The sequence below is a fragment of the Labedella endophytica genome, assembly GCF_003990045.1.
Classification (GTDB): domain Bacteria; phylum Actinomycetota; class Actinomycetes; order Actinomycetales; family Microbacteriaceae; genus Labedella; species Labedella endophytica.
In genome coordinates this window covers 195,570-218,633 of the sequence record NZ_RZGZ01000001.1, presented here as the reverse complement: position 1 = coordinate 218,633, position 23,064 = coordinate 195,570, and the positions used below count along the sequence as shown (strand labels likewise).

Sequence of the window (23,064 nt, the reverse complement as noted above, 5' to 3'; positions counted from 1 at the left end):
TGGATTCAGCACTCATAGAATGAGGGGGCGGACGAGAAAAAGCAAGGCCCCGTGACAGGACCGATATCATCGGCCGCACCGACCACCACCCGGCGACGACGACGAGCAGGAGACGACATGCCCGCGAAACGCGTGACGCTCGCGGACGTCGCCAAGCGGGCCGGCCTCTCGAGCGCCGCCGCCTCGATGATCCTGAACGGCCGCCCCGACACGCGGTTGTCGAAAGAGGCCCACGAGCGCGTGCACGCCGCCGCCGCCGAGCTCGGCTACCGGCCGAACCTCGCCGCCCGCGGGCTCCGCACCGACAAGACCCAGACCATCGGGTTCGTCTCCGACCTCGTCGCCACCACGCGCTTCGCGAGCGGCCTCATCACGGGAGCGCTCGGGGCCGCCGAGAAGGCGAGCCACGTGCTGCTCGTGACGGAGACCGGGGGCGACGCCCGCCGCGAGACGGACGCGATCGCCGCCCTCGTCGACCGTCAGGTGGACGGGATCGTGTTCGCCACGATGCGCGCCCGCGACCTCTTCATCCCCGACCTCCCCGAGACCACACGGGTCGTCCTACTGAACGCCACGAACACGCGCTACCCGCTGAGCGTCCTCCCGGACGAGGAGGCCGGGGGGCGGGCCGCCGTCGATCTCCTCGTCGCCGCCGGCCACCGCGACGGCATCGTGCTGCTCGGCCAGAACGACGACGTGGAGCGCGAGCTCTTCCGCTCCTCGACGATCTCGCGCCGAGCGGCGGGGATCCGGGCGGCGATGCGCGCGCACGGCCTCGAGTTCGCGTCGGAGGAGTCGATCTGGCTGTGGGAGCCGCGGAACGGCTACGACGCGACGCGCGCTCTCTTCGAGCGGGACCCCGGCGTGCGGGCACTCGTCTGCATGAACGACCGCCTCGCGTTCGGCGCCTACCAGGCGCTCGGCGACCTCGGTCTGCGTGTCCCCGACGACGTCTCGATCGTCTCGTTCGACAACGACGAACTCGCCTCGTACCTCCGTCCTGGCCTCACGACGATCGGGCTCCCGCACGAGGAGATGGGCGCGCGCGCGATCGAACTGCTGCTCGCCGACGGCGCGACTCCCGAGGGTGAGACCCTCGTCGACATGCCCATCGTGGAACGCGCATCGGTGGCGCCGCCGCGCGCGTGACCCGCGGTGCACCGACGGCTGTCCGCCTATCCGCTGAGCGAACGCCGTCCGCTTTCGACATGCGGTCGGTGCGACCATGGGAGGCCATCGACCGCCGGAAGCGAGCATGAACGTGGACGACTCCGCCGTCATCCCCCTGTGGATGGCCGCCCGGGCCGAACCGGCCCTCGTGATCGACGCCCTCCGCCGGATACCGGCGGAGGAGCAGTCAGGGGATGTCGAGGCCGTGCGGACCTTCGCGTCCTTCCGCGCCGGCGAGGTCACGGCTTCGGCCGCTCTGCTGACGCTCGACGTCGTCATGGAGACACGCCCGCCGCGGGGAGCCGCCGAGGACCTCGTGCTGCACCTCGCCAGGAGTCAGCTCTGCCGCTCACTCGGTCGCACCGAGGAGGCCGTCACGGAGGTCTCGGCCGCGCGTGCGCACCTCGCCTCGGTCCGTCACCCTCACCACCGCCTCGCTCTCACCGCCGACGTCTTGGTCGAGGAGGGGCTCATCCGTCTCGTGCGGGGCGAGCTCGCCGAGGCCCATGACGCTCTTTTCTCCGCCACCTCGCTGGGGGTCCTGCCCCACGCCACCGCTCAGACCGCCTGGGCGGGAATCGCCGTGACCACCTACATCTTCGGCGACCCGATCGACGCCGACGCGAGCCTGCGGAGGGTCGACGCCGGTCCATCAGCAGGGGGCACCGACGCGGCGGCGCTCCGAGACGTCGCGGCTCTCCTCCTGGCTCCCGAACACGGCCCGAGCGCCGAGTTCCACGGCATCGCCGACGCCGTGGAACCGGCCAACGCACCGGCACCGTGGGGCCCTCTCACCATCGCCACCCACGGCTATTTCCGGGCTCGCGAGTCGCAATTCCCCGAGGCCCTCGAGCAGATCCAGCGCGTCGCCTCCGACCTCCACGGTTACTGGGCGGAGTGGGTGGACATGATCCGGGCGTTCGTGCACATGCGACTCGGGGGCATCGAATCGGGTTGGAAGCACCTCGCTCGCGTGCATGCCGATGACCGGCACGCGCTGTGTCCCTACCGGGAGATCGCCGCTCTGCGCTTGCGCCTCAACGACCTCCCCGGAGCCGAGGCCGCGATCAGCGAGTGCGAGAGCATCGGCGACCGCCACGTCCCCCGATCGCGGATGGCGACCCAGTGGTTGCGGGCCGCCGTCGAGCTGCGCCGCGGGCGGTCCGCGGAATCCGACCTCCATGCCGACGTCGCGCTCCTGACGATGGCGCGCAACGACACGACCGGCCCGATGTACTTCCCACCCATCGACGACATCCGCGCCCTCGTCGCCCGCGCCCGCGCTCGGGGGACGGCCCTCCCGCTGCTCGATCGCATCGCCGCGCTCGACGACCACAGCCGACTCGTGCAGAATTTCGTCGCACTCACACCGCGCGAGCGCGACGTGCTCTCGCTTCTGAGCGCCGGGGCCTCGGGCGATCGGATCGCCGACGAACTCGTCCTCTCGCGCAACACGATCAAGACCCACCTCCGGCGCGTCTACAGCAAACTCGGTGCGACGAGCGCGCAAGAAGCCGTGCGCATCGCCCGGTGGATGGGGCTCGACGTCTGACGAAGATCGTTCCGACATCACCCCGACGTCACCCTCTGATCCCCTCATTCGGAGAACGGCCAGGGTGTGAGATGAACTCGGAAGGCGAGATGGGGACGTCGGCCTCGGTTCTAGCCCGGGGCCCCGGATGCAGGATCCGGTTCCGTCCGGCCGCGGGGCACCCCCTCAGCTCCGCGGCCGGCTCTCCTCCACTGGCTCGCGATGTGCGGACCTCCGGCCCCTGGACCCGAACCGTCGGCCGAAGTCCGCACACCGCGGCACCCCCTTCCTCTCGAAGCGGCCTGCGTCCACACACCCCTCACGCGATCCGTTCGCCGGCCGTTCACCGCCGGTTCTCCTGATGTCGACACACTCGTCGAGGCCCATACCCGTCCAGCCTCGAAGGGCACCCCCCATGCGCACCCGACCCCGCTCCCACCCTCGATCCCGGGCACTCGTCGCCCTGGCGCTCGCGGCCCCACTGCTGACGACCCTCGCGGTCGCGCCGGCGGCCCCCGCCTCCGCCGCAGAACCCACCGACATCCGCATCAACGAGGTCGTCCAGAACGGCGGCAGCGTCGGCGACTGGATCGAGTTCACGAACACCGGCACCGACGCCGTCGACGTCTCCGGCTGGATCGTCAAGGACGACAAGGACGACCGCACGGACGCCCTGCCCGCCGGGAGCGTCATCGCACCGGGCGGCTACCTCGTCTTCGGCGAGCCCGACCTCACCTTCGGGCTCGGCCGCGCCGACACCGCCCGCGTCTTCCTGCCCGACGGCACCACCGAGATCGACGCCTTCGCGTGGACCGATCCCTCCCCCACGAGCTACGGCCGCTGCGCCGACGGCGTGGGCGAGTTCACCGTGACCGCCGCGTCCACGCCGGGCGCCGCGAACGCGTGCGAGGCCGACCCCGCCGATGCCGTCGTCCTCAACGAGATCGAGTCGAGCGGCGGAACGCCGGGCGACTGGGTCGAGCTCACGAACACCGGTCTCGTCGCGGTCGACGCCGCAGGGCTCGTGATCCGCGACGACGACGACACCCACTCCTACGTGCTCCCCACCGGTTCGACGATCGAGCCCGGTGGATACCTCGCCGTGGGCGACCCCGAGATGACATTCGGCCTCGGCGGCGCCGACAGTGTGCGCCTCTTCGACACCGACGGCACGACGCTCATCGACTCGTACGACTGGACGGCCCACGCCGCGACCACCTACGGCCGCTTCCCGAACGGGACCGGCGCGTTCACCGAGACCCTCGAGCCCACGCGCGGTGCGGCGAACGTCGTCCCGACGCCCGAGGGCCTCGATGTGCGCATCAACGAGATCGAGTCGAACGGTGGAACGCCGGGCGACTGGGTCGAGCTCATCAACCCCACCACCGCGGCGATCGACGTGTCCGGCTGGATCGTGAAGGACAGCGACGACACCCACGTGAGCGTCCTCCCCACCGGCTCCACCGTCCCCGCCGGCGGATTCTTCGTCGTCGAGGAGGCCCAGCTCGGCTACGGCCTCGGCGCGAACGACTCCGTGCGGCTCTTCGCCCCCGACGGCGTCACGATCGTCGACCAGCACGCCTGGAGCGGACACGCCGCGACCTCCTACGGCCGCTGCCCCGACGGCACGGGCGACTTCGCCCTCATGACGAGCACCACGAAGGCCGCCGCGAACGACTGCGGCGCACCCATCCGCATCAACGAGGTCGAGTCGAGCGGCGGCGACCCCGTCGACTGGATCGAACTCGTCAACAACGGCGCCGAGCCCGTGGACGCCTCCGGCATGATCGTGAAGGATGACGACGACGCACGCACCCTCGCGATCGCGGCGGGCACGACGATCCCGGCGGGCGGCTACCTCGCCGTGGACGTGGACGTCGACGGTGGCTTCGGCCTCGGCGGCGGCGACTCGGCCCGCCTCTTCGACACCGACGGCACGACGCTCATCGATTCGTACTCGTGGACCGAGCACGCCGCGACGAGCTACGGCCGCTGCCCCGACGGCACGGGCGAGTTCGCGGTCACGACGGAGCCCACGAAGGGCGCGGCCAACGCGTGCGAGGGCGACCTCGTGACCACGCCGTGGCCCGGCGGTGAGACCGTCTCCACCGTGGACGAGGCCGGATCCTTCGGCACCAACATGAGCGGCCTCGCGTTCGAGGACACCGACACGGGGACCGGAGCCGACACGCTCTGGGCCGTGAAGAACGGTCCGGGCACGCTCTACCGCCTCGAGAACACCGACGGAACGTGGGCGCCCGCGACGGACGCCGGCTGGACCGACGGCAAGACACTGCGCTACGCGGACGGCACGGGCGACGTCGACGCCGAGGGAGTCGCGCTCACCGACGCGGGCGCGGCCGGCGGCGTGTTCGTCTCCACGGAGCGGAACAACGACGTCTCGGGCACGAGCCGCCCGTCCGTCATCCGCTACGACGTGACCACGACGGAGACCGAGATCTCGGCGTCGCGCGAGTGGAACCTCGCGGCCGACCTCGCGACGGACGTACCGACCTTCGGCGCGAACGCCGGCCTCGAGGGCATCGCCTGGATCCCTGACGCCGATCTCCTCGAGAAGGGCTTCGTCGACGAGAGCACCGGTTCGCTCTACGACCCGGCCGACTACCCCGGCCACGGCGGCGGGCTCTTCTTCGTGGGCCTCGAGGCCAACGGCTCGATCTACGCCTACGCCCTCGGTCAGGACGACGGCCAGATCCAGCGGATCGCCACCATCGAGAGCGGCTTCCCCGGCGTCATGGACCTCGAGTACGACCCGGCGACGGATCTGCTCTGGGCCGTGTGCGACGACACGTGCGACGGCCGCTCGGCCGTCCTCGACGTCACCCCCACCGATGAGACGCCGAGCGACGTCGTGTCCGCCGCTGCGGTCGCCGGCGCCTTCGGGGTCGAGTCCGTCGTGGAGCGTCCGGCCGGTATGCCGAACGTCAACAACGAGGGCTTCGCGATCGCGCCGAACGACCAGTGCGTCGACGGACTGAAGCCCGCCGTGTGGTCGGACGACAACGGCACGGACGGCTTCGCGCTGCGCCAGGGCACGATCGTGTGCGCTCTTGCGGAGCCGGGCGAGCCCACCGAACCGGGCGAGCCCACCGAACCCGGTGAGCCGAGCGAGCCCGGGACGCCCGGCGACCCCGGCACGGACCCGAGCGATCCCGACACGGGAGCCGGTCCCGACGCCCCGGGATCCGGTGCCGACGACGGCGACGACCTCGCCGTGACGGGTGCGACCGAGCCGTTCGGCGCCCTCGCCGCCGCTCTCGTGCTGCTCCTCGCCGGAGCCGCCGCGATCGTCGCCCGCCGCCGCACGCATAACGCAGCGGAGTAACCCCACCCGAACACCCGTGAGGTGTCGCAATCTGTTGTCATTCCGGCTGAACCGGCAACGGAATGCGACACCTCACGGGCGTTGAGGGCGGGTCACTCGTAGCGGAGGGACTCCACGGGATCGGCCTTCGCGGCGCGGGCCGCCGGGAGCGTCCCGGCGAGGAACGCGATCACCATCACCACGAGGATCACGATCGCGATCGACACGGGGTCGAACGCGATGAGCGTGAGGCCGGGGAGATCGGCGAGGAGCGTCGTCGACAGCGCCGAACTGATCGCGCCGCCCGCCAGGATGGCGAGTCCCGCACCGATCGCGCTCCCGAGGAATCCGATGAACGCCGCCTCGAGACTGAAGAGTCCGAACACCTTCCCGCTCCCCATTCCCATCGCCTTCATGAGGCCGATCTCCCTCGTGCGCTCCTGCACGCTCATGAAGAGGGTGTTGACGATGCCGAAGCTCGCGGCGAGGAGGGCGATGATCGCGAACGCGTTGAGCACGAGCACGATGCCGTCGATCACGGTCTTGAGCGTGCCGAGCTGGTCGGCCACCGTGACGCCGGAGTACCCGTCGTCCTCGAGGCGGTCCTTCAGAGCCGTGATGTCGGCGTCCGTCGCGTCGTCGGCGAACCACACGCTCGCCTGGGCGTAGCGGTCGGCCTGATCGTCGGGCAGCCCGGCGTTCTGCAGGTCGTAGAGCTCGTCCGTGAGCGCGGAGTTCGGCGTGATGCTCGCGCCGGTCGGCGACGCGACGCTCTCCTCGGCGACCCCGACGATCTCCGCCTCCACGGCGTGCTGCGTGCGGACGGCGTCGGTGACGGCGAGCGTCACGGTTCCCCCGACGGCGTCGGTATCCCCGTCGTAGCCGAGAGCCTCGACGTACGACACGGGGATGACGACCTGGAGGTCGTCCGAACCGTCGTCGGGTTGCTCGCCCGCCGTGAGCTGGACGGTCTGACCGGCTACGAGGCCGCCGATCGCCGCGACGTACTTCGTGTCGTCCGCTCCCTCGATGTAGTCGGCGGCGATCGACTTGGTCGCCTGCACGCGGAGGACGCCGTCGATGCCCTCGAGCGTGTCGAGGTCGTCGGGAGAGAGCGAGACCACCGTCGCACCGGGAGGGCCGGGCTGCCCGCTCGCGATCGTGTCGGGATCGTATTCGGCCGGGCCGTCGTCGGACGTGCCGATCGTCGTCGCCGAGTCGGACGGCTTCGTGACCGTCATGACGTCCGAGGCCCCGACGGCCGTGACCGTGTCGTCGATGTACGCGTTGATGCCGGTGCCGAGCCCCTGGGTGAGGGTGAGGGTGAACGCGCCCACGAAGATCGCGAGGATCGTGAGGAGCGTGCGCGTCTTGGCCCGGAAGGTATTCGAGACGGCCGAGCCGACGAGGTCGACGGCGTTCATGCGGCCACCCCCTCGGCGCCGTGGCGGCCGTGCGTGGTGTCTGCGGAACCGGGCCCGTTCGGTCGCGAGTCCTCCACGAGGAGCCCGTCGCGGATGACGATCCGACGGTCGCAGCGAGCGGCGAGGTCCTCGTCGTGCGTCACGATGATGAGGGTGATCCCGTTCTCGCGGTTGAGGTCGAAGAGGATGTCCTCGACGACGGCCCCGGTGCTCGAATCGAGATTGCCTGTGGGTTCGTCGGCGAAGATGATGCGCGGATCGTTCACGAGCGCCCGGGCGATCACCGCGCGTTGCTTCTGACCGCCGGACAGGTTGACGGCCTTGTTCTTGGCCTTGTCGGCGAGGTCGAGCTGTTCGAGGGCGGCCATGCCGCGGCGCTTGCGCTCGGCGTGGGGGACGCCCGCGATCTTCATCGGCAACACGACGTTGTCGAGCACGCTCGCGTTGGCGGTGAGGAAGAACTGCTGGAAGACGAAACCGAAGGTGCGGTTGCGCGTGCGATTGAGGCGGCGCCCGGCGAGCGTGCTCGTGTCGACACCCTCGAGGGCGATCGAGCCCGAGGTGGGCGCATCGAGGAGCGCGAGCGTGTGCATCAGGGTGGACTTGCCGGACCCGGACTTGCCGATGATCGCGACGCTCTCGCCCTCGGCGATGTCGAAGCTCACCCCCTTCAGCGCATCGAAGCGGTTCTGACCGCGACCGTACGATTTGCGTACGTCCGTGACCTGAATGATCGGGGTGGGCATGGCGACTCCTCGGGTGGCGACCCGGTGTCTCCGGGCCTGTATCGAGCATCGCCGTCCTGATCGACGGGCGCGTCGCCCTCTCGCAGACACCGCCGTACCGCGATCGCCGTACGGCCGCGTGCCGCGGACGGAGGATGCGCGAGGAACCCCGAGCCATCACACTGAAGGAATGCGCGCCGCCTTCCCCGACCTCGAGCGATCCCGGCTCCCGGCCGAGACGCACAGGTGGCGCCGTGCGCACGCCGTCGTCGGCGATGTGGCGGCGGCCCTCATCATCGTGGCGTTCGCATTCGCGCCTTTCGCCTCGACGACGCCGCGCGGCGTCGTGGATCTCGCGATCCTGCTGGCTCCCGCGGTGCTCCTGCCCTTCCGGCGGCGGTGGCCGATCCCCGTCCTCGCCGCGTGCATCCTCCTCTACGCCGCCGCGGTCGTGAACGGTCTCGTTCCTCCCGGCATCGTCGTCGGGGCGGCGATCGCGATGTTCGGAGTGGCGAATCGGATGGGGCGCCGCCGGAGCATCATCGTCACCGCCTCGGCGATCGGCGCGGTCGTCGGGTTGACGCTGCTCGCGGCGCTCGGCGACGTCGGAGACCCCCGCGTCGTGCAGTTCGCCATCACGATCGCGTTCTTCGCCGCCGCGGGAGACGCCACCCGATCCCGTCGCGAATACATCGCTGCGATGGTCGAACGGGCCGAACGCGCGGAACGGACGCGGGAGGCGGAGGCCCAGCGACGGGTGTCCGAGGAGCGGCTGCGGATCGCCCGGGACCTGCACGACGTGGTCGCCCACCAGATCTCCGTCATCAGCCTCAACGCCGGGGTCGCGTCGTCGTCCCTCACCTCGCGGCCGGAACGCGCGGAGGAGGCACTCGGGACGATCCGTGTCGCCGCGCGCACGGTGCTCGGGGAGATCGGCGACCTGCTCGCGATGCTGCGCGCGGATGGCGACGAGACCAACGCGGCCCCGCAACAGGGGCTCGACGCGCTCGACGCCCTCGTCGCCGAGTTCGCAGCGGCGGGGCTCGACGTGCGCGTACGGATCGAGGGCGACGTGGACGGGCTCCCCGCGACGGCGGACGTCGTGGCCTACCGGGTGATCCAGGAGGGGCTGACGAACGCCCTCAAGCACGGTGCCGAGCATCGGGCGCACGTCCTCGTGGCGGTGTCGGCCCGCGCCGTCGAGGTCGTCGTCGCCAACCCCGTCCGTGTCCTGGCGCCGGATCGCTCCGACCCCGACGAGACCGGTGGCTACGGTCTCCTCGGGCTGCGGGAACGCGTGACCGCGGTGCGAGGGACACTCGAGGCCGGGCCGAGCGCCGGAGGCTTCCGGCTGTCCGCCTCGATCCCGCTCTCGACGGAGACCGAGCCGCGGCCGGCGGAGGTGCACTCGTGACGCGCGTCCTCGTGGTCGACGACCAGTCCCTCATCCGCCAGGCCGTCACAGCGATCTTGGAGGGCTCCGAGGGCGTCGACGTCGTGGGCGAGGCGCCCGACGGGAACGAGGCCGTCGCGCTCGCCCGACGCCTCCGGCCCGACGTCGTCCTCATGGACATCCGCATGCCCGGTCTCGACGGCATCGCCGCGACCGCGAGGATCTGCACCGACCCGGAGCTCGAGGCCGTGCGCGTCCTCATCCTCACGACGTTCGAGGAGGACGAGTACCTCGTGGCCGCCCTGCGAGCGGGGGCGAGCGGGTTCATCGGCAAGGGCGCGGAACCCGATGCCATCGTGCGCGCGGTGCGTTCCGTGCACGCGGGGGACGCCCTGCTCTCCCCCGCCGCGACGCGCAGCCTCATCACGAAGTACGTGCTGCCCCGCGACCCGTCGGAGCCGCGTCCTCTCCCTCCCGAACTCCGGGACCTCACGGATCGTGAGCGCGAGGTCCTGCTGCTCGTCGCGCGCGGCCTCTCGAACCAGGAGATCGCCGACGGCCTCGTGATCTCGCCCCACACCGCCAAGACCCACGTCAATCGCATCATGACGAAGGTGGCGGCGCACGACCGGGCGCAGCTCGTGATCCTCGCCTACGAGACCGGTCTGCTCGAACCCGGGGGCGCCGAGGGGCCCGCCGGCCGCTGACCGGGGCTCAGCTGAAGGATTGCGTGCCGACGACGCCGAGGAGCGCGAGCTTCTCCGCGGCCTCCGTGTTCGGGGCCGCCGTGAGCACGAGCAGCGCTTGCGACCGGTCCTCCGTGAAGAGCGACTGGCAGTCCACGTCGATGGGCCCGATCTCCGGGTGCACGAGCGTCTTGTGGTCCTCGAAGCGCCGCGCCACCTCGTGCCGCTCCCAGATCTCCGCGAACTCCGGCGAGCGCTCGAGCAGGGCCCCTACGAGCACGCCCGCTCGCGAGTCCGCACCGAGCGAGCCGATCGCGGCCCGGAGGGACGCGACCTGCGCGCGGCTGTGGCGGTCGCGGTCCGCCTCGGGATAGCGCAACCGCGCCGTCTCCGGGCTCACGAACCAGCGATAGACCTCGCTCCGCTCGAGCCCCGTGTAGTGCGAGACGTCGCCGAGGAGCGCCTCGGCCATCCGGTTCTGCACGAGGGTCTCGCCGAGGTTCGAGATGATCAGCGCCGGGGTGTCGCTGAGCCGGTCGAAGACCCGCAGGAGCGCGGCGGCGACGTGCGACCCCGTGTCCGTGCGGTCCGGAGGGGCGTGTCCGGCGAGGCGGAACAGGTAGTCCCGTTCGTCGTCCGTGAGTCGCAGGGCCCGCGCGATCGACGAGAGCATCGGGGTGCTCGGCTGCGGTCCGCGCTGCTGTTCGAGCCGCGTGTAGTAGTCGACCGACATCGAGGCGAGGAGCGCGACCTCCTCGCGGCGGAGCCCGGCCGTTCGTCGTCTCGGACCCGCGGGAAGGCCGGCGTCGGCGGGTTGGAGCGCCTCGCGGTGTCGGCGGAGGAAGTCGGAGAGAGCGGCGCGGTCCATGCGATCATTCTCCGCTCGATCGATCGCTCGAACCAGGGATCGCCGATCCCCCGATCGACGCGTCCTGCCGGTTGGCTCCATGACGGTGGAGAGTCGGGGCATGAACATCACCGGAAACACCATCTTCATCCCCGGCGCCACGAGCGGCATCGGACTCGCCCTCGCCCGCGCCCTCCACGCCGCGGGCAACGTCGTCATCGTCGGAGGCCGTCGCACGGACCTCCTCGCCTCGCTCACCGCGGAGAGCCCCGGCATCCACGCCGTCGCGATCGACACGACCGACCCCGCGAGCATCGTCGCGGCGGCCGAGAGAGTCATCGTGGAGCACCCCGAGCTCGACACCCTCATCACGATGGCTGGCATCATGCGGGTCGAGGACTGGCACGCGGCCGACGGCTTCCTCGAGACGGCGGAGCAGATCGTCACGACGAACCTCCTCGGCCCCATCCGCCTCATTGCCGCGTTCGTGGAGCACCTGCAGAGCCGCCCGTCCGCGACCATCATGACGGTCTCGTCCGGCCTCGCCTTCGCTCCGCTCGCCGTCACTCCGACGTACAACGCGACGAAGGCCGCCATCCACATGCTGAGCGAGTCGATCCGACTCCAGCTCGCCGACACCTCGGTGCGGATCGTCGAGCTCGAACCGCCGTCGGTGCGCACGGCGCTCATGCCGGGCCAGGAGGAGAGCGACTTCGCGATGCCGCTCGACGACTTCGTCTCCGAGGTCATGGGCCTCATCGAGTCGTCCCCCGACGCGACGGAGATCCAGGTGGAGAACGTGAAATTCCTCCGCTACGGCGAGGCCCGCGGCGACTACCCGCAGGTCGTCGAGACCATCAACCGGCTGGACCCGCACGGGCACTGAACGGGGCGGGCGGCCTGACGCACCGCCGCCTGCGTTCGACATACCCGGCTGTGAGCGGAAGACTGGGACCCCATCACCGTCGACGCATCTGGAGCCCCGTCCGTATGAGGATCGTCTCGCTCGTCCTGTCCACCGCCATCGGTCTCGCCGTCATCACCGCGACGGCGATCGCCCTGCCCGCTCTGGGCGTGGCGGGGAGCGCGATCACCCCGTTCACCGTGGCGATGGTGGCGCTGTGGGCGGCGGGGTTCTGCGCCGGAGTCGTTCCCGTGATCTCCCTGCGCGACCCCTCCGCCCTCGACGGACGACGCGCCTCGCGCGTGTTCGTCGTGGTCGTAGGAGCGGTCACCGTCTCGGTACTCCTCCTGCTGATCGGCCTCGCCGTGACGGGCGGTGCACCGTTCGGCGTCGCAACTCTCACGATCGGGGCAGCGGTCGCGTACATCGCCGCGAACGCGTTCGCTGGCAGGGTTCTCCGCCGACGAGCGGACCGGCGGCGACGCGCGCCGCTTCCGATCCCGCCGATGGACCCCGATCTCCCCCGCCGACGGACGAGGACGATCGTGATCGTGTCGTCCGCCGTGCTCGTGTTCGGGGCACTCTTCGCCCTCGCCGCCGGCCGATCGGCGGCCGAACCCGACTCGACGACCATCGGCGCCGTGGGGATCGCCGTGTCGTTCGCCGCCATCACGGCGACGGTCTTCTGCGCGATCACCGTCGTCGGCTTCTCAGGACGTTCACGGGAGCTGTCGGGACCCGACGCACGACTGCTCAAGCGCATCGCACGCGTCGTCGTCGGCGGGAAATCGATCTCGCTCACCCGTGAGGAGACGGAGCTCGCTGCTCGCTACGCGCCCTACGCAGCCGAGACGGAGCGGTGGTCGCTCGCGCAACTCCTCACCCTCTTCGTCGCGTTCCTCGCACTCAACGAGCCGACTCCCGAGCAACCGCTGCAACTCGCGATGTGGATCGTGTTCCCCGTCCTGTCCGTGATCCTCATTCCGACGTCTCTCCGCCGGGCCCGCCGCGCCGAGCACTTCGCCCGCGCCCACGGGGTCGAACCGGCAGGCGCCTCACTGCCGACGGAGACGATGACTCGGTCGGATCACCCATGACGGTCGCTCCTCACTCGCCGAGGTAGCGCCGCAACTGGATCTCGAGGGTGTGGAAACGCCAGCGGACGCGCACGGACGTGAAGCCGCGGCGTTGGAGTTGTCGTGCCGATTCCTCCGACAGGCGGAGGCCGGATTCGGGGTTCACCCGCCAGCCGGACGTGGAGTCGTAGACCTCGCGGATCCGCGGCGTGGCGCGCTCGGAGCCGAACTTGCGGACGCCGTAGGGCGTGACGGTGAGTGACACGGGGGCTCCTGAATCGGTCGATCGCGGAACAGTGTGCGAGTCTCGGCGCCGATGCAGAGGTCGTGCAGGCCGCTCCCCCAAAGGCCTACGTTCGCCAGGGTACTCCAGGACTCCCGGAGGGTGCTCCCCCATATCCGGGGCCCGCGCATGGCAGGGGATGAGGGACGACGGCGTCGCCCCTCACCCCCTGCCATCGCGCGATGATCAGTCCTCCGCCGGGGCCTCCGTCCGGAAGTTCATGAGCTTGTGGGTGCCGTCGCAGAACGGCTTGATGGCCGAGATCCCGCATCGACAGAGCGCGACGGTGCGACGCGTCGGCACGATGTCCTCGCCGTCGGGCCCGGTGATGACGACGTCGCCCCGCACGATGAGGGGACCGTCGGGATACGGCGAGATACGCACGGCCGCGCCGCTGCGATCGTCGCCGCTCATCGGGTGCGGAGCGAGGAGCGCCCCGCCTCCCAGGACTCACGGATGTGATCGGCCATGAGCTCGTCCACCATCAGGCAGGCGCTCGCCCCGAAGAGGATGTCGGCGAGCAGGGCGGGTTCGTCCTCCGCGAGGGCTCCCGCGAGGTCGTGAGCGGCGATCTGTTCGTGGACCGCGTCCGCTTCGACGTGCTCGTCGAAGTACTCGGTGACGTCGTCGCCGAAGCCGAGCCGTCGGAATCCGTCCGCGTACGATCGGTTGGGGATCGACGAGGTCATCTCGAACGCGGCGAGGTGCCCGGCGATCGCGCCGCGGAGGCGACGATTGAGCCCGAACATCGACATGAGGTTGAGCGACGCGAAGGTGACGGCGGGGATGTCGTCGAGGTAGGCGCCGTACGTCGCGTCGAGACCCGCGCCCTCCACGGTGCGGGCGAAGATCGCCGCGTGCTGCCGGTCGGCCCGACCGGCGCCGTACTCGTCCGACTGGATCTCGACGAGCGCGACCTTGCTTCGCCCGTGCAGCCGCGGGATCGCCCAGGAATGCGGGTCCGCTTCGCGCAGGGTGTACACGGAGCGCTGGATGAGGAACTCCCTCGCCTGATCGAGTGTCGCCTTCTTCGCGAGGAAGCGGGCGAGACTCGGCCCGGGCGACGGCTGGGTGAGCTCGAAGAGCGTCGCGGCGACGGCGGCCCGCTCGCCGCGGGGGAGGTCCGGGACCGGGACCGTGGCACGCAACTGCCGCTCGAAGGCGGCCTCGAGCCGGGCACGACCCGCGAGCAGGTCGCCGTTCCACTCCCAGATCCCGTCGGGATCCGTGAGTCCTCCGGTGTGCAGCGTGTAGAGGACGAAGAGGGTGAACTGGATGTCCTCGTCGGTGATCAGATCGGTCGCGCGGGCGAGGGCGTCGTCCACGGCGTCGTGCCACGTGGTGAGCGGCTCGACGGCGTCCGGGTGGCCTTCGAGGATGTGGAGCAGGGAGTCGCTGAGCGACCCGCGCGCGTGGAGACGCGCCGATGGCGTGTGCGTTCCGGTGTCGGTCATTCCTCCAGTGTCGGAGGAGCGCGAACTGGTCGCATCCCCTTGCCATCCGGGGCCGCGTACGGCAAACAGGCCATCGGTGACCGCTCCGAACGGCGCCGCCGGGCGCGCAGGGAGAGAAGAGATCGTACGCGCGCGGGCCAGACCTGGGAGACTGGGAGGATGACCTATCCCACCGTGTTCCGCAGCACCCGGAAGAGCGAGCGTGCATTCCTCGCAGATTACCGACCGGAACAGGCTGGGTGGTTGGACAGCACGGGTACGACCCTGCTCATGTACGCACTGCGCAATCCGGACCTCGCGGCGCGCATCGCGATCGCGGATCGACTCATCGACGACGGCGCCGACACCTCCGTCGAGACGAGCGATCACGTCAACGCTCTGCACGTGCTGCTCGGGTCCATGACACACGACTTCGACCGCGAGCCGGCCCTCCTGCAGCGCATCCTCGACGGCGGCGCCGACGTCAATCTCTGCGCCGGCCAGCGGATGGGCACCCCCATCCAGGCCCTCGCCCGCAACTTCACCTTCTCGGACGCGATGCTCGCGCCCATGTACGACGTCCTCTTCTCCCGCCCGGAGCTCGACGTGGAGAGCCGCAGCCGCACCGGCAGCAGTGTCATCGAGGGCGCCCGCGCCGTCGGCGCCCGCCGCGCGGACCTCGCCGCGCGCTGCGAGCAGCACCTGGCGCGCGTCGCCGCCTGACAATCCTCGTCAGCACCGACGCCGCTCGCCGGCACCTTCGCCGAGGCCCCCGCTCCATACCGGATCGGGGGCCTCGGTCGTTGTCTCCCTGGCGTGCGACGTTCGAGCACGATGATGTTCGAACGCGCTGACGTTCGAGAGCAGCGACGTTCGAGAGCAGCGACGTCGAGAGCATTGATGTTCACGAGCGCTGACGTTCGAGCACGTTGGTGTTCACGAGCGCCGTCGTCTGGGCCTCTGCTGTATGAGCACGCCGCCGTTCGGGCATGCCGCCGTTCGGGCATGCTCGGCGTCAGCCGGTTCGCGAGAGAAGTGTTCGGACGCGGGACTGTCCGGTAGGCGTCCATTCGACCTGCCCTGGTCCGCGGACGTGCGGGACCCCGTCCGGCATGGAGAGGCGCCAGGGCCCGGAATCGATGCGTTGATGGTGTCCCCAGCAGAGGAGCACCCCATTGTCGGTGTGCGTCTGGCCGCCCGCCCGCCACGGGATGACGTGGTGGACCTCGCACCACCCGGCGGGGGTGGTGCATCCGGGGATAACGCAGCCTCCGTCTCGTACGGTGATGGCGCGGCGCTGGGCGGAGGTGAAGCACCGCTGTGTCGACCCGAGGGCCAGGACGCGGCCCGTCGGGCCGAGGGCGACGGCCTGCAGGCCGCGCGAGTCGATGAGGCGCTCGACGGTGTCGATCGAGATCGGGGTCACGTGGCCGTCGATGAACCCGACACCTCGCCCGTCGTCGAGCGTCGACTGTGTGACGGCGACGAGGACCGCCGGCGCCGAGCCAGCCAATTCCGGCGCGTCCTTCACACGGCTGGCCGCGCTCAGAATGTCAGCGAGGGTGTCGTGACGGCGCTGCGGGGGCGTGCGGTCATCCGACGCGGCCGGGGCGGTCTCCGCGCCGTCCAGGAAGGCGACCTTCCGACCGTGAGCATCGACGAGCCGCTTGAACGTGGCCCCGACCTCCGCCATGAGGAGCCCCGAGACGGGAATGAGCCCGTCGACGGTCTCGACACCGAACGTGAGCCTCCGGCTCTTCTGCGCTCGCTTCTCCCTCGGCCGGGCGCCATCGGGCTCGATGCGGAGCAGGAACGTCGCGAGCTGGATGCGGACAAGGTCGACACCCAACGGCGGCTGCGTGTCCGAGCCGACCGCGAGGCCGACGAGGCTCTCCTCCGTCTCGGCGAGCGTCACGGGGTCGACACGGGACGCGACCGAGTCGAGCCCCTTCATGAGGATGTCGGCGGCCTCGATTCCCAGGGCACCGGTGGCGACGGCCGCGGCGACGACGGGGTGCCGCGGGGCCGTCGGTGACCCGGTGAGCGAGGCGCCCGGGACGACCCCGAGGCCCACCCGGATCCTCCGGGCCGCGTCGGTCTCGGAGGCGCCGGTGAGCTTCGCGATACCGTCCTCCGCGGAGGCGTACCCGGCTGCACCGAGGGTGTCGACAGGACCGTCGACCCTGCGTGTGGCCTCCGCCGCGACCCGGACACGCAGCGCATCCGCCCGGCGGCCGAACGCCTCGATCTGGGAGACAATCGCCATGAACTCGGGCCCCGAGAACCGGGCCGGGTCGAGGGCGGACACGGTCGCGTCGAAGCGGGCGATCAGGTCGCTGATCGCCGTCCGCTGCGTGGTTCCGTGTGCCGTCATATGTCTAGTGAACACGACACCACCGACATTCGGACGGTATCCGGAAAAGGAGTCAGTTACTCGCTGGATACCCACCTGTGGACGACGGGTTGCGGGCGAGATGGCACTATTCGACAGGTTCAGGGAACGCGGCCTGACCGGCTCCGGAGATCGGACACGACCCACGGTGGCACCCCTGGACCGACTCCGGCTGAACCTGCGGGCACGGATCGCGCCCCGGCAGTCAGAGGCGCGGTGTCGAGCGACGGAGCTGACCGAGGGCGCCACTTCGGTATCGAGGGCGCCACTCCCAGCTGGCGCCCTCGCTCGGGAGTAGCCCTTTCGGGCGGGGAAGGGGAGGGCGCGGCGCAGTACGCTGAGCGGGATGAGCGACGACGGAGCGAAGCGGCGGGTGGGCGTGCGCGACGTCGCCCTGCACGCGGGCGTCTCCACACAGACCGTCTCGCGCGTGCTCAACGACTATCCCGGCATCCGCGACGACACACGTCAGCGCGTGCTCGCGGCGGTCGCCGACCTCGACTACCGCATGAACAACGCCGCCCGCGCGCTCGGCACGAGCCGCACGCGCACCGTCGGCGTCGTCGCGTCCGACACCGCCCTCTACGGTCCGTCCGCGGGCATCGCCGCCCTCGAGGCGGCCTCCCGCGAGCGCGGCCGCTGGATCGCCACCGCCTACGCGAACGCGGACGACGAGCCGTCCTTCGAGGCCGCCGTGCGCCACCTCCTCGCCCAGGGGGTGGACGGGATCGTACTCGTCGCGCCCCATGCCGGGACCCGCGCCGCCCTCGACGACGCGGGAGTCGGGGTGCCCGTGGTCTCTCTGCACGAGGAGACCGGCGGTCGGCAGGCGGAGGGAGCGGGACTCGCGGTGACCCATCTCGTGGAGCAGGGCCACCGGCGTCTCGCCGAGGTCGCCGGCCCGTCGGACTGGTTCGAGGCCACGGCGCGCACCGCCGGCATCGAGGACGCCGTCGCCCGAGCCGGTGTCGACCGAGCCGATGTCACGGTGGCTGACGTCGACCGAGTCGGTGTCGCCCGAGTCGGTGTCGCCCGAGCCGGTGTCGCCCGAGCCGATGTCACGGTGGCTGACATCACCGGGGACGCCACTGGGGCCGACCTCGCTGGGGCCGACGCAGCCCGCGCCGACGTCACTCCGGCCGACGTCACTCTCACCGATCGCTGGCGCGGCGACTGGACGGCCGCCTCGGGCCACGCCCTCGCCGCCGAGGTCGCGGCCCGGCTCGCGGAGGGATCGGCGCCGACGGCGATCGTCGTCGCGAACGATCAGATGGCGCTCGGTCTCATCGCGGGGCTCACCGCCCGGGGTGTCGACGTTCCGGGGAGCGTCTCGATCACCGGCTTCGACGACAACCCCGACGCCCCGTTCTATACGCCGGCCCTCACCACGGTGCGCGTCGACGTGGCCGGCGAGGCCCGGCGCGCGGTGGCCGACGTGCTCGGCGAGTCCGCCCCGTCCCCGTCGCCGCCGCGCCTCGTCGTGCGCGCCTCCACCGCCCCGCCCGCACCGTGACTTCTCGCCCATGTCGTCGCCGCCCATGACCTCGCCGCCCGCGACCCCCGCGAGAGTGCTACTCCCGAGGGAGGGCGCCACCTACGCGTGGAGCCCTCGAGCCGAAGTGGCGCCCTCGTTGCCGGGCGGGATACACGGGCGTCGCAGGACGGGGCGACGGGGCGTCCCGTGTCCGCGTCAGACACTGGCGAGCACAGGATGTTACCGGTAACATGACAACGGGCCGGCCGAGCCGGCCCCCGACCTCGATGGAGAAGCGATGAGCAGCCCCCTCCCGGCAGCGCCGCCGGAGACGACATCCCCGCACGACGCGGATGCCTCGGACACCACCCAGCCGTTCGCCCCCGAGATCGCCGAGGCGGTGGACCGCGTCCGCGCCGACGTCGCCCGACTCCACGGCGAACTCGTGCGCTACGGCCTCGTCGTCTGGACCGGCGGCAACGTCTCAGGTCGCGTGCCCGGGGCCGACCTCTTCGTGATCAAGCCCTCGGGCGTCGCGTACGACGACCTCTCCCCGGTGAACATGATCGTCTGCACCCTCGACGGAACTGTCGTACCGGGCACCCCCGGCAGCGACCGCAGCCCCTCGAGCGACACCGCGGCGCACGCCTACGTGTACCGGAACATGCCGGACGTCGGCGGCGTCGTGCACACGCATTCCACCTACGCCGTCGCGTGGGCGGCGCGCGCGGAGGAGATCCCGTGCGTCATCACCGGGATGGCCGACGAATTCGGCGGCCCGATCCCGATCGGACCGTTCGCCATCATCGGTGACGACTCGATCGGTCGCGGCATCGTCGAGACCCTCACGGGGCACCGCTCCCGCGCCGTGCTGATGCAGAACCACGGCCCCTTCACGATCGGCGTCGACGCCGCCGACGCCGTGAAGGCCGCCGTGATGTGCGAGGACGCCGCCCGCACGGTGCACATCGCCCGCGAAGCCGGCCCCCTCGTGCCGATCCCGCAGGAGAAGATCGACAGCCTCTTCAACCGGTACCAGAACGTGTACGGCCAGGCATCGGACGAGCGACGATGACCGCCGCGACGCCCGTGTCGTCCCTCCGCGACGCCATCCTCGAGGGACGCACCTCCCTCGGCATCGAGCTCGGATCCACCCGGATCAAGGCGTGCCTCATCGCCGACGACGACCCCGCCGCCGCGATCGCGACGGGCAGCCACGACTGGGAGAACGCGTTCGTCGACCGCGTATGGACCTACTCCCTCGACGACGCGTGGACCGGCCTCCAGGCCGCCTACGCCGATCTCGTCGCCGACGTCGACCACCGCTACGGCGTGCGGCTCGAGACCGTCGGGGCCATCGGCATCTCCGCGATGATGCACGGCTACCTCGCATTCGACGCGAAGGACGATCTCCTCGTCCCGTTCCGCACCTGGCGCAACACGACCACCGGCCGCGCGGCCGACGAGCTCTCCGTGCTCTTCGGCGTCAACATCCCGCTGCGCTGGTCGATCGCGCACCTGCACCAGGCCGTGCTCGACCACGAGCCGCACGTGCCCGAGATCCGTTTCGTCACGACCCTCGCGGGTTACGTGCACTGGCGCCTCACCGGCGAGAAGGTGCTCGGCGTCGGCGACGCGTCCGGTATGTTCCCGATCGATCCGGCCACGAGCGACTACGACGAGAGCATGGTCGCGCGCTACGACCGGATCGAGTCGAGCGAGGCCCCCGACCTGCACCTGCGCGACGTCCTGCCGCGGGTGCTCGTGGCCGGTCGGCCCGCCGGTTCGCTGACCCCCGAGGGCGCGGCGCTGCTCGACCCGACGGGCGGGCTCCTTCCCGGAATCCCGCTCTGCCCGCCGGAGGGCGACGCCGGAACGGGCATGGTCGCGACGAACGCCGTCACGCCGCGCACCGGCAACGTGAGCGCCGGCACGAGCATCTTCGCGATGGTCGTGCTCGAGCGCCCGCTCGCCCGCGCACACGACGAGCTCGACGTGGTCACGACCCCCGCGGGCGACCCCGTCGCGATGGTGCACTGCAACAACGGCGCGAGCGAGCTCGCCGCGTGGGTCGGGCTCTTCCGACGCTTCTCCGATGCCGCGGGCACGCCGGTCGACGCCGACACCGCGTTCGAGGCCCTCTTCCGGGAGGCCCTCGACGGCGACGCCGACGGCGGCGGCCTGCTCGCCTACAACCAGCTCTCGGGCGAGCCGATCGCCGGTCTCGACGAGGGCCGACCGGCCGTCGTCCGCACCCCGGACAGCCGCTTCACGCTCGCGAACTTCATGCGGGCGCAGGTGTACGGGGTCTTCGGGACCCTCGCGCTCGGCATGCGCGTGCTCGACGAGGAGGGTGTCGCGCTCGACACGATGTTCGCGCACGGAGGCCTGTTCCGCACCGCGGGCGTCGCTCAGCGCTTCCTCGCCGCCGCCCTCGACGCGCCGGTGGCCGTGACGCGCACCGCGTCGGAAGGCGGACCGTGGGGCATCGCGGTGCTCGCCGCGTACCTTCGGGTCGCGCCGACCGGCGTCTCGCTCGGCGACTACCTCCGCGATGCGGTGTTCGCGGGCGGCGTCGTCGACACGGCCGAACCGGACGCGTCCGACGTGGCCGGTTTCGCCTCCTACCTCACCCGGTACGAGGCGGGACTCGCGATGATGCGCGCTGCCGCCACCGCACTCTGACCCCTTTCCCCTCTTCCGTCGGGCGCCGCCGCCCGACGCACCTCGACAGACAGGACTCACGCCATGCCGTCCCTCACCACCTCGTTCGACGCCCTCGAGATCTGGTTCCTCACCGGGAGCCAGGGACTCTACGGCGAGGAGACCCTCCGCCAGGTCGCGGATCAGTCCCAGCAGATCGCCGCGACGCTCGGCGACAGCGACATCCCCGTGCGCATCGTGTGGAAGCCCGTGCTCACGGATTCCGCGTCGATCCGCCGCGCGATGCTCGACGCGAACAGCGACGACAACGTCATCGGCCTCATCACGTGGATGCACACGTTCAGCCCCGCCAAGATGTGGATCGCGGGGCTCGACGCGCTGCGGAAGCCGCTGCTCCACTTCCACACGCAGGCGAACGTCGAGCTGCCATACGCCGACATCGACTTCGACTTCATGAACCTCAACCAGGCCGCGCACGGCGACCGCGAGTTCGGCTACATCCAGACGCGCCTCGGCGTGGCCCGCAAGACCGTCGTCGGACACGCGACGAACCCGCGCGTGACCGCGGACATCGCGACGTGGGCGCGCGCGGCCGCCGGCTGGCACGCCTCGCAGAACATGAAGCTCGCGCGCTTCGGCGACAACATGCGCTACGTCGCCGTGACCGAGGGTGACAAGACCGAGGCGGAGCACCGCTTCGGCGTGCAGGTCAACACGTGGTCGGTCAACGAGCTCGCGGCGGCCGTGGAGGCGGCGACCGACGAGGCGATCGACGCCCTCGTGGCCGAGTACGAGGAGCTCTACGACGTGACCCCCGAGCTGCGGCGCGGCGGCGAGCGCCACCAGTCCCTCCGTGACGGAGCGGCCATCGAGATCGGCCTGCGCAGCTTCCTCGAGGAGGGCGGTTTCGCCGCGTTCACGACGAGCTTCGAGGACCTCGGCACCCTCAAGCAGCTGCCGGGCCTCGCGGTGCAGCGCCTCATGGCCGAGGGCTACGGCTTCGGCGCGGAGGGCGACTGGAAGACCGCCGTCCTCGTGCGCGTCGCGAACGTCATGGGCGCGGGGCTCCCGGGCGGCGCGAGCCTCATGGAGGACTACACCTACGACCTCGTCGACGGTGCGGAGACGATCCTCGGCGCCCACATGCTCGAGGTGAGCCCGTCGCTCACGACCGCGAAGCCGACGCTCGAGGTGCACCCGCTCGGCATCGGAGGCAAGGACGACCCGGTACGCCTCGTCTTCACGGCCGACCCTGGGACCGCCGTGGTCGTGGCCCTCTCCGACGTGCGCGACCGCTTCCGCCTCACGGCGAACGTCGTCGACGTGGTCGAGCCGCGCGCGCCCCTCCCGAACCTGCCCGTCGGCCGCGCCGTGTGGACGCCGCGCCCCGACTTCGCGACCTCGGCCGCTGCGTGGCTCACCGCGGGAGCGGCGCACCACACGGTGATGTCCACGGCCGTGGGCATCGAGGCGTTCGAGGACTTCGCACGCATCGCGGGCGTCGAGCTCCTGATCATCGACGAGGACACGACGCTCCGCGCCTTCGAGCAGGAGGTCCGCTGGAACGCGGTCTACCACCGCCTCGCCGACGGCATCTGAGCCGTCGCGCTGACGGCCTTCTGCCCCCTCCCGTCGCGGCCCGCTCTCCCTGGCTCTCCCACCCCGGGGTTTTGCGTACGCAAATGCCTTCCGCGGGTGAGATTTCACCCGCGGAAGGCATTTGCGTACGCATCTTCC

19 protein-coding genes are annotated in these 23,064 nt (G+C 71.0%); 12 read left to right on the top strand and 7 right to left on the bottom strand.

Annotated elements, in window-relative coordinates; genetic code table 11:
• The first annotated feature begins 117 nt into the window (after nucleotides 1-117).
• The 3 genes from ELQ94_RS01010 to ELQ94_RS17660 all read left to right on the top strand — a co-directional run bounded on the left by ELQ94_RS01010 (nucleotide 118) and on the right by ELQ94_RS17660 (nucleotide 6,047).
• On the top strand, nucleotides 118-1,149 hold the full coding sequence (locus ELQ94_RS01010) for a LacI family DNA-binding transcriptional regulator (protein ID WP_127046292.1): 1,032 nt from the start codon (nucleotides 118-120) through the stop codon (nucleotides 1,147-1,149).
• Between the two features lie 106 nt (nucleotides 1,150-1,255).
• On the top strand, nucleotides 1,256-2,722 hold the full coding sequence (locus ELQ94_RS17420) for a helix-turn-helix transcriptional regulator (protein WP_243696807.1): 1,467 nt from the start codon (nucleotides 1,256-1,258) through the stop codon (nucleotides 2,720-2,722).
• 394 nt (nucleotides 2,723-3,116) lie between these two features.
• On the top strand, nucleotides 3,117-6,047 hold the full coding sequence (locus ELQ94_RS17660) for a lamin tail domain-containing protein (RefSeq protein ID WP_208007487.1): 2,931 nt from the start codon (nucleotides 3,117-3,119) through the stop codon (nucleotides 6,045-6,047).
• Between the two features lie 92 nt (nucleotides 6,048-6,139).
• Here the strand turns inward: ELQ94_RS17660 and ELQ94_RS00985 are convergent, their stop codons facing one another.
• Complete coding sequence (locus ELQ94_RS00985) at nucleotides 6,140-7,450, bottom strand: ABC transporter permease (RefSeq protein WP_127046290.1); 1,311 nt, start codon at nucleotides 7,448-7,450, stop codon at nucleotides 6,140-6,142.
• Nucleotides 7,447-8,196: an ABC transporter ATP-binding protein gene (locus tag ELQ94_RS00980; RefSeq protein ID WP_127046288.1), complete on the bottom strand. Its 750-nt coding sequence runs from the start codon at nucleotides 8,194-8,196 to the stop codon at nucleotides 7,447-7,449. The genes ELQ94_RS00985 and ELQ94_RS00980 overlap by 4 nt, the downstream gene beginning before the upstream one ends.
• A gap of 169 nt (nucleotides 8,197-8,365) precedes the next feature.
• Here ELQ94_RS00980 and ELQ94_RS00975 point away from each other — a divergent pair, with 169 nt between their 5' ends.
• Both ELQ94_RS00975 and ELQ94_RS00970 read left to right on the top strand, forming a co-directional pair.
• Entirely contained in the window at nucleotides 8,366-9,589 is a 1,224-nt protein-coding gene (locus tag ELQ94_RS00975) for a sensor histidine kinase (RefSeq protein WP_166404613.1), read from the top strand.
• Nucleotides 9,586-10,275: a response regulator gene (locus tag ELQ94_RS00970; protein ID WP_127046284.1), complete on the top strand. Its 690-nt coding sequence runs from the start codon at nucleotides 9,586-9,588 to the stop codon at nucleotides 10,273-10,275. The genes ELQ94_RS00975 and ELQ94_RS00970 overlap by 4 nt, the downstream gene beginning before the upstream one ends.
• Nucleotides 10,276-10,282: 7 nt before the next feature.
• Here ELQ94_RS00970 and ELQ94_RS00965 read toward each other — a convergent pair whose 3' ends face one another.
• Nucleotides 10,283-11,122 (bottom strand): helix-turn-helix transcriptional regulator, encoded by an 840-nt coding sequence (locus ELQ94_RS00965; RefSeq protein ID WP_127046281.1) that lies wholly within the window; start codon nucleotides 11,120-11,122, stop codon nucleotides 10,283-10,285.
• Nucleotides 11,123-11,222: 100 nt separating this feature from the next.
• On the opposite strand from ELQ94_RS00965, the gene ELQ94_RS00960 reads away from it, so the two are divergent.
• Entirely contained in the window at nucleotides 11,223-11,987 is a 765-nt protein-coding gene (locus ELQ94_RS00960) for an SDR family oxidoreductase (protein ID WP_127046279.1), read from the top strand.
• Nucleotides 11,988-12,091: 104 nt separating this feature from the next.
• The gene (locus ELQ94_RS00955; protein ID WP_127046277.1) at nucleotides 12,092-13,102 is read left to right on the top strand and encodes a hypothetical protein; all 1,011 of its coding nucleotides are present in this window, start codon (nucleotides 12,092-12,094) and stop codon (nucleotides 13,100-13,102) included.
• Nucleotides 13,103-13,112: 10 nt separating this feature from the next.
• Here the strand turns inward: ELQ94_RS00955 and ELQ94_RS00950 are convergent, their stop codons facing one another.
• The 3 genes from ELQ94_RS00950 to ELQ94_RS00940 form a co-directional block, all read right to left on the bottom strand.
• A complete protein-coding gene (locus ELQ94_RS00950) occupies nucleotides 13,113-13,346 on the bottom strand; it encodes a hypothetical protein (protein WP_127046275.1) in 234 nt (77 codons plus the stop codon).
• 204 nt (nucleotides 13,347-13,550) lie between these two features.
• A complete protein-coding gene (locus ELQ94_RS00945; RefSeq protein WP_127046274.1) occupies nucleotides 13,551-13,778 on the bottom strand; it encodes a CDGSH iron-sulfur domain-containing protein in 228 nt (75 codons plus the stop codon).
• Nucleotides 13,775-14,818: an iron-containing redox enzyme family protein gene (locus ELQ94_RS00940; protein ID WP_127046272.1), complete on the bottom strand. Its 1,044-nt coding sequence runs from the start codon at nucleotides 14,816-14,818 to the stop codon at nucleotides 13,775-13,777. Before ELQ94_RS00940 ends, ELQ94_RS00945 begins: the two co-directional genes overlap by 4 nt.
• A gap of 159 nt (nucleotides 14,819-14,977) precedes the next feature.
• Here ELQ94_RS00940 and ELQ94_RS00935 point away from each other — a divergent pair, with 159 nt between their 5' ends.
• Nucleotides 14,978-15,520 carry a hypothetical protein gene (locus ELQ94_RS00935; protein ID WP_127046270.1) on the top strand — a complete coding sequence of 181 codons (543 nt, stop codon included), beginning with the start codon at nucleotides 14,978-14,980 and terminating at the stop codon, nucleotides 15,518-15,520.
• A gap of 292 nt (nucleotides 15,521-15,812) precedes the next feature.
• On the opposite strand, the gene ELQ94_RS00930 is transcribed toward ELQ94_RS00935, so the two are convergent.
• Nucleotides 15,813-17,171: an HNH endonuclease signature motif containing protein gene (locus ELQ94_RS00930; RefSeq protein ID WP_127046268.1), complete on the bottom strand. Its 1,359-nt coding sequence runs from the start codon at nucleotides 17,169-17,171 to the stop codon at nucleotides 15,813-15,815.
• 364 nt (nucleotides 17,172-17,535) lie between these two features.
• Between ELQ94_RS00930 and ELQ94_RS00925 the strand changes: the two genes are divergently transcribed.
• From ELQ94_RS00925 to araA, 4 genes are all read left to right on the top strand, one after another.
• Nucleotides 17,536-18,702 (top strand): LacI family DNA-binding transcriptional regulator, encoded by a 1,167-nt coding sequence (locus ELQ94_RS00925; protein WP_127046266.1) that lies wholly within the window; start codon nucleotides 17,536-17,538, stop codon nucleotides 18,700-18,702.
• Between the two features lie 259 nt (nucleotides 18,703-18,961).
• Nucleotides 18,962-19,738, top strand: coding sequence for an L-ribulose-5-phosphate 4-epimerase (locus tag ELQ94_RS00920; protein ID WP_127046264.1), 777 nt, complete (start codon nucleotides 18,962-18,964; stop codon nucleotides 19,736-19,738).
• Entirely contained in the window at nucleotides 19,735-21,348 is a 1,614-nt protein-coding gene (locus tag ELQ94_RS00915) for a xylulokinase (protein WP_127046262.1), read from the top strand. The genes ELQ94_RS00920 and ELQ94_RS00915 overlap by 4 nt, the downstream gene beginning before the upstream one ends.
• Nucleotides 21,349-21,411: 63 nt before the next feature.
• Nucleotides 21,412-22,926 carry an L-arabinose isomerase gene (gene araA / locus ELQ94_RS00910; RefSeq protein ID WP_127046260.1) on the top strand — a complete coding sequence of 505 codons (1,515 nt, stop codon included), beginning with the start codon at nucleotides 21,412-21,414 and terminating at the stop codon, nucleotides 22,924-22,926.
• The last annotated feature ends 138 nt before the right edge of the window (nucleotides 22,927-23,064 follow it).

Coding starts and splice junctions, on each gene's coding strand:
- ELQ94_RS01010 (WP_127046292.1), top strand. CDS start 118: ATGCCCGCGAAACGCGTGACGCTCGCGGACGTCGCCAAGCGGGCCGGC.
- ELQ94_RS17420 (WP_243696807.1), top strand. CDS start 1,256: ATGAACGTGGACGACTCCGCCGTCATCCCCCTGTGGATGGCCGCCCGG.
- ELQ94_RS17660 (WP_208007487.1), top strand. CDS start 3,117: ATGCGCACCCGACCCCGCTCCCACCCTCGATCCCGGGCACTCGTCGCC.
- ELQ94_RS00985 (WP_127046290.1), bottom strand. CDS start 7,450: ATGAACGCCGTCGACCTCGTCGGCTCGGCCGTCTCGAATACCTTCCGG.
- ELQ94_RS00980 (WP_127046288.1), bottom strand. CDS start 8,196: ATGCCCACCCCGATCATTCAGGTCACGGACGTACGCAAATCGTACGGT.
- ELQ94_RS00975 (WP_166404613.1), top strand. CDS start 8,366: ATGCGCGCCGCCTTCCCCGACCTCGAGCGATCCCGGCTCCCGGCCGAG.
- ELQ94_RS00965 (WP_127046281.1), bottom strand. CDS start 11,122: ATGGACCGCGCCGCTCTCTCCGACTTCCTCCGCCGACACCGCGAGGCG.
- ELQ94_RS00960 (WP_127046279.1), top strand. CDS start 11,223: ATGAACATCACCGGAAACACCATCTTCATCCCCGGCGCCACGAGCGGC.
- ELQ94_RS00955 (WP_127046277.1), top strand. CDS start 12,092: ATGAGGATCGTCTCGCTCGTCCTGTCCACCGCCATCGGTCTCGCCGTC.
- ELQ94_RS00945 (WP_127046274.1), bottom strand. CDS start 13,778: ATGAGCGGCGACGATCGCAGCGGCGCGGCCGTGCGTATCTCGCCGTAT.
- ELQ94_RS00940 (WP_127046272.1), bottom strand. CDS start 14,818: ATGACCGACACCGGAACGCACACGCCATCGGCGCGTCTCCACGCGCGC.
- ELQ94_RS00935 (WP_127046270.1), top strand. CDS start 14,978: ATGACCTATCCCACCGTGTTCCGCAGCACCCGGAAGAGCGAGCGTGCA.
- ELQ94_RS00930 (WP_127046268.1), bottom strand. CDS start 17,171: ATGACGGCACACGGAACCACGCAGCGGACGGCGATCAGCGACCTGATC.
- ELQ94_RS00925 (WP_127046266.1), top strand. CDS start 17,536: ATGAGCGACGACGGAGCGAAGCGGCGGGTGGGCGTGCGCGACGTCGCC.
- ELQ94_RS00920 (WP_127046264.1), top strand. CDS start 18,962: ATGAGCAGCCCCCTCCCGGCAGCGCCGCCGGAGACGACATCCCCGCAC.
- ELQ94_RS00915 (WP_127046262.1), top strand. CDS start 19,735: ATGACCGCCGCGACGCCCGTGTCGTCCCTCCGCGACGCCATCCTCGAG.
- araA (WP_127046260.1), top strand. CDS start 21,412: ATGCCGTCCCTCACCACCTCGTTCGACGCCCTCGAGATCTGGTTCCTC.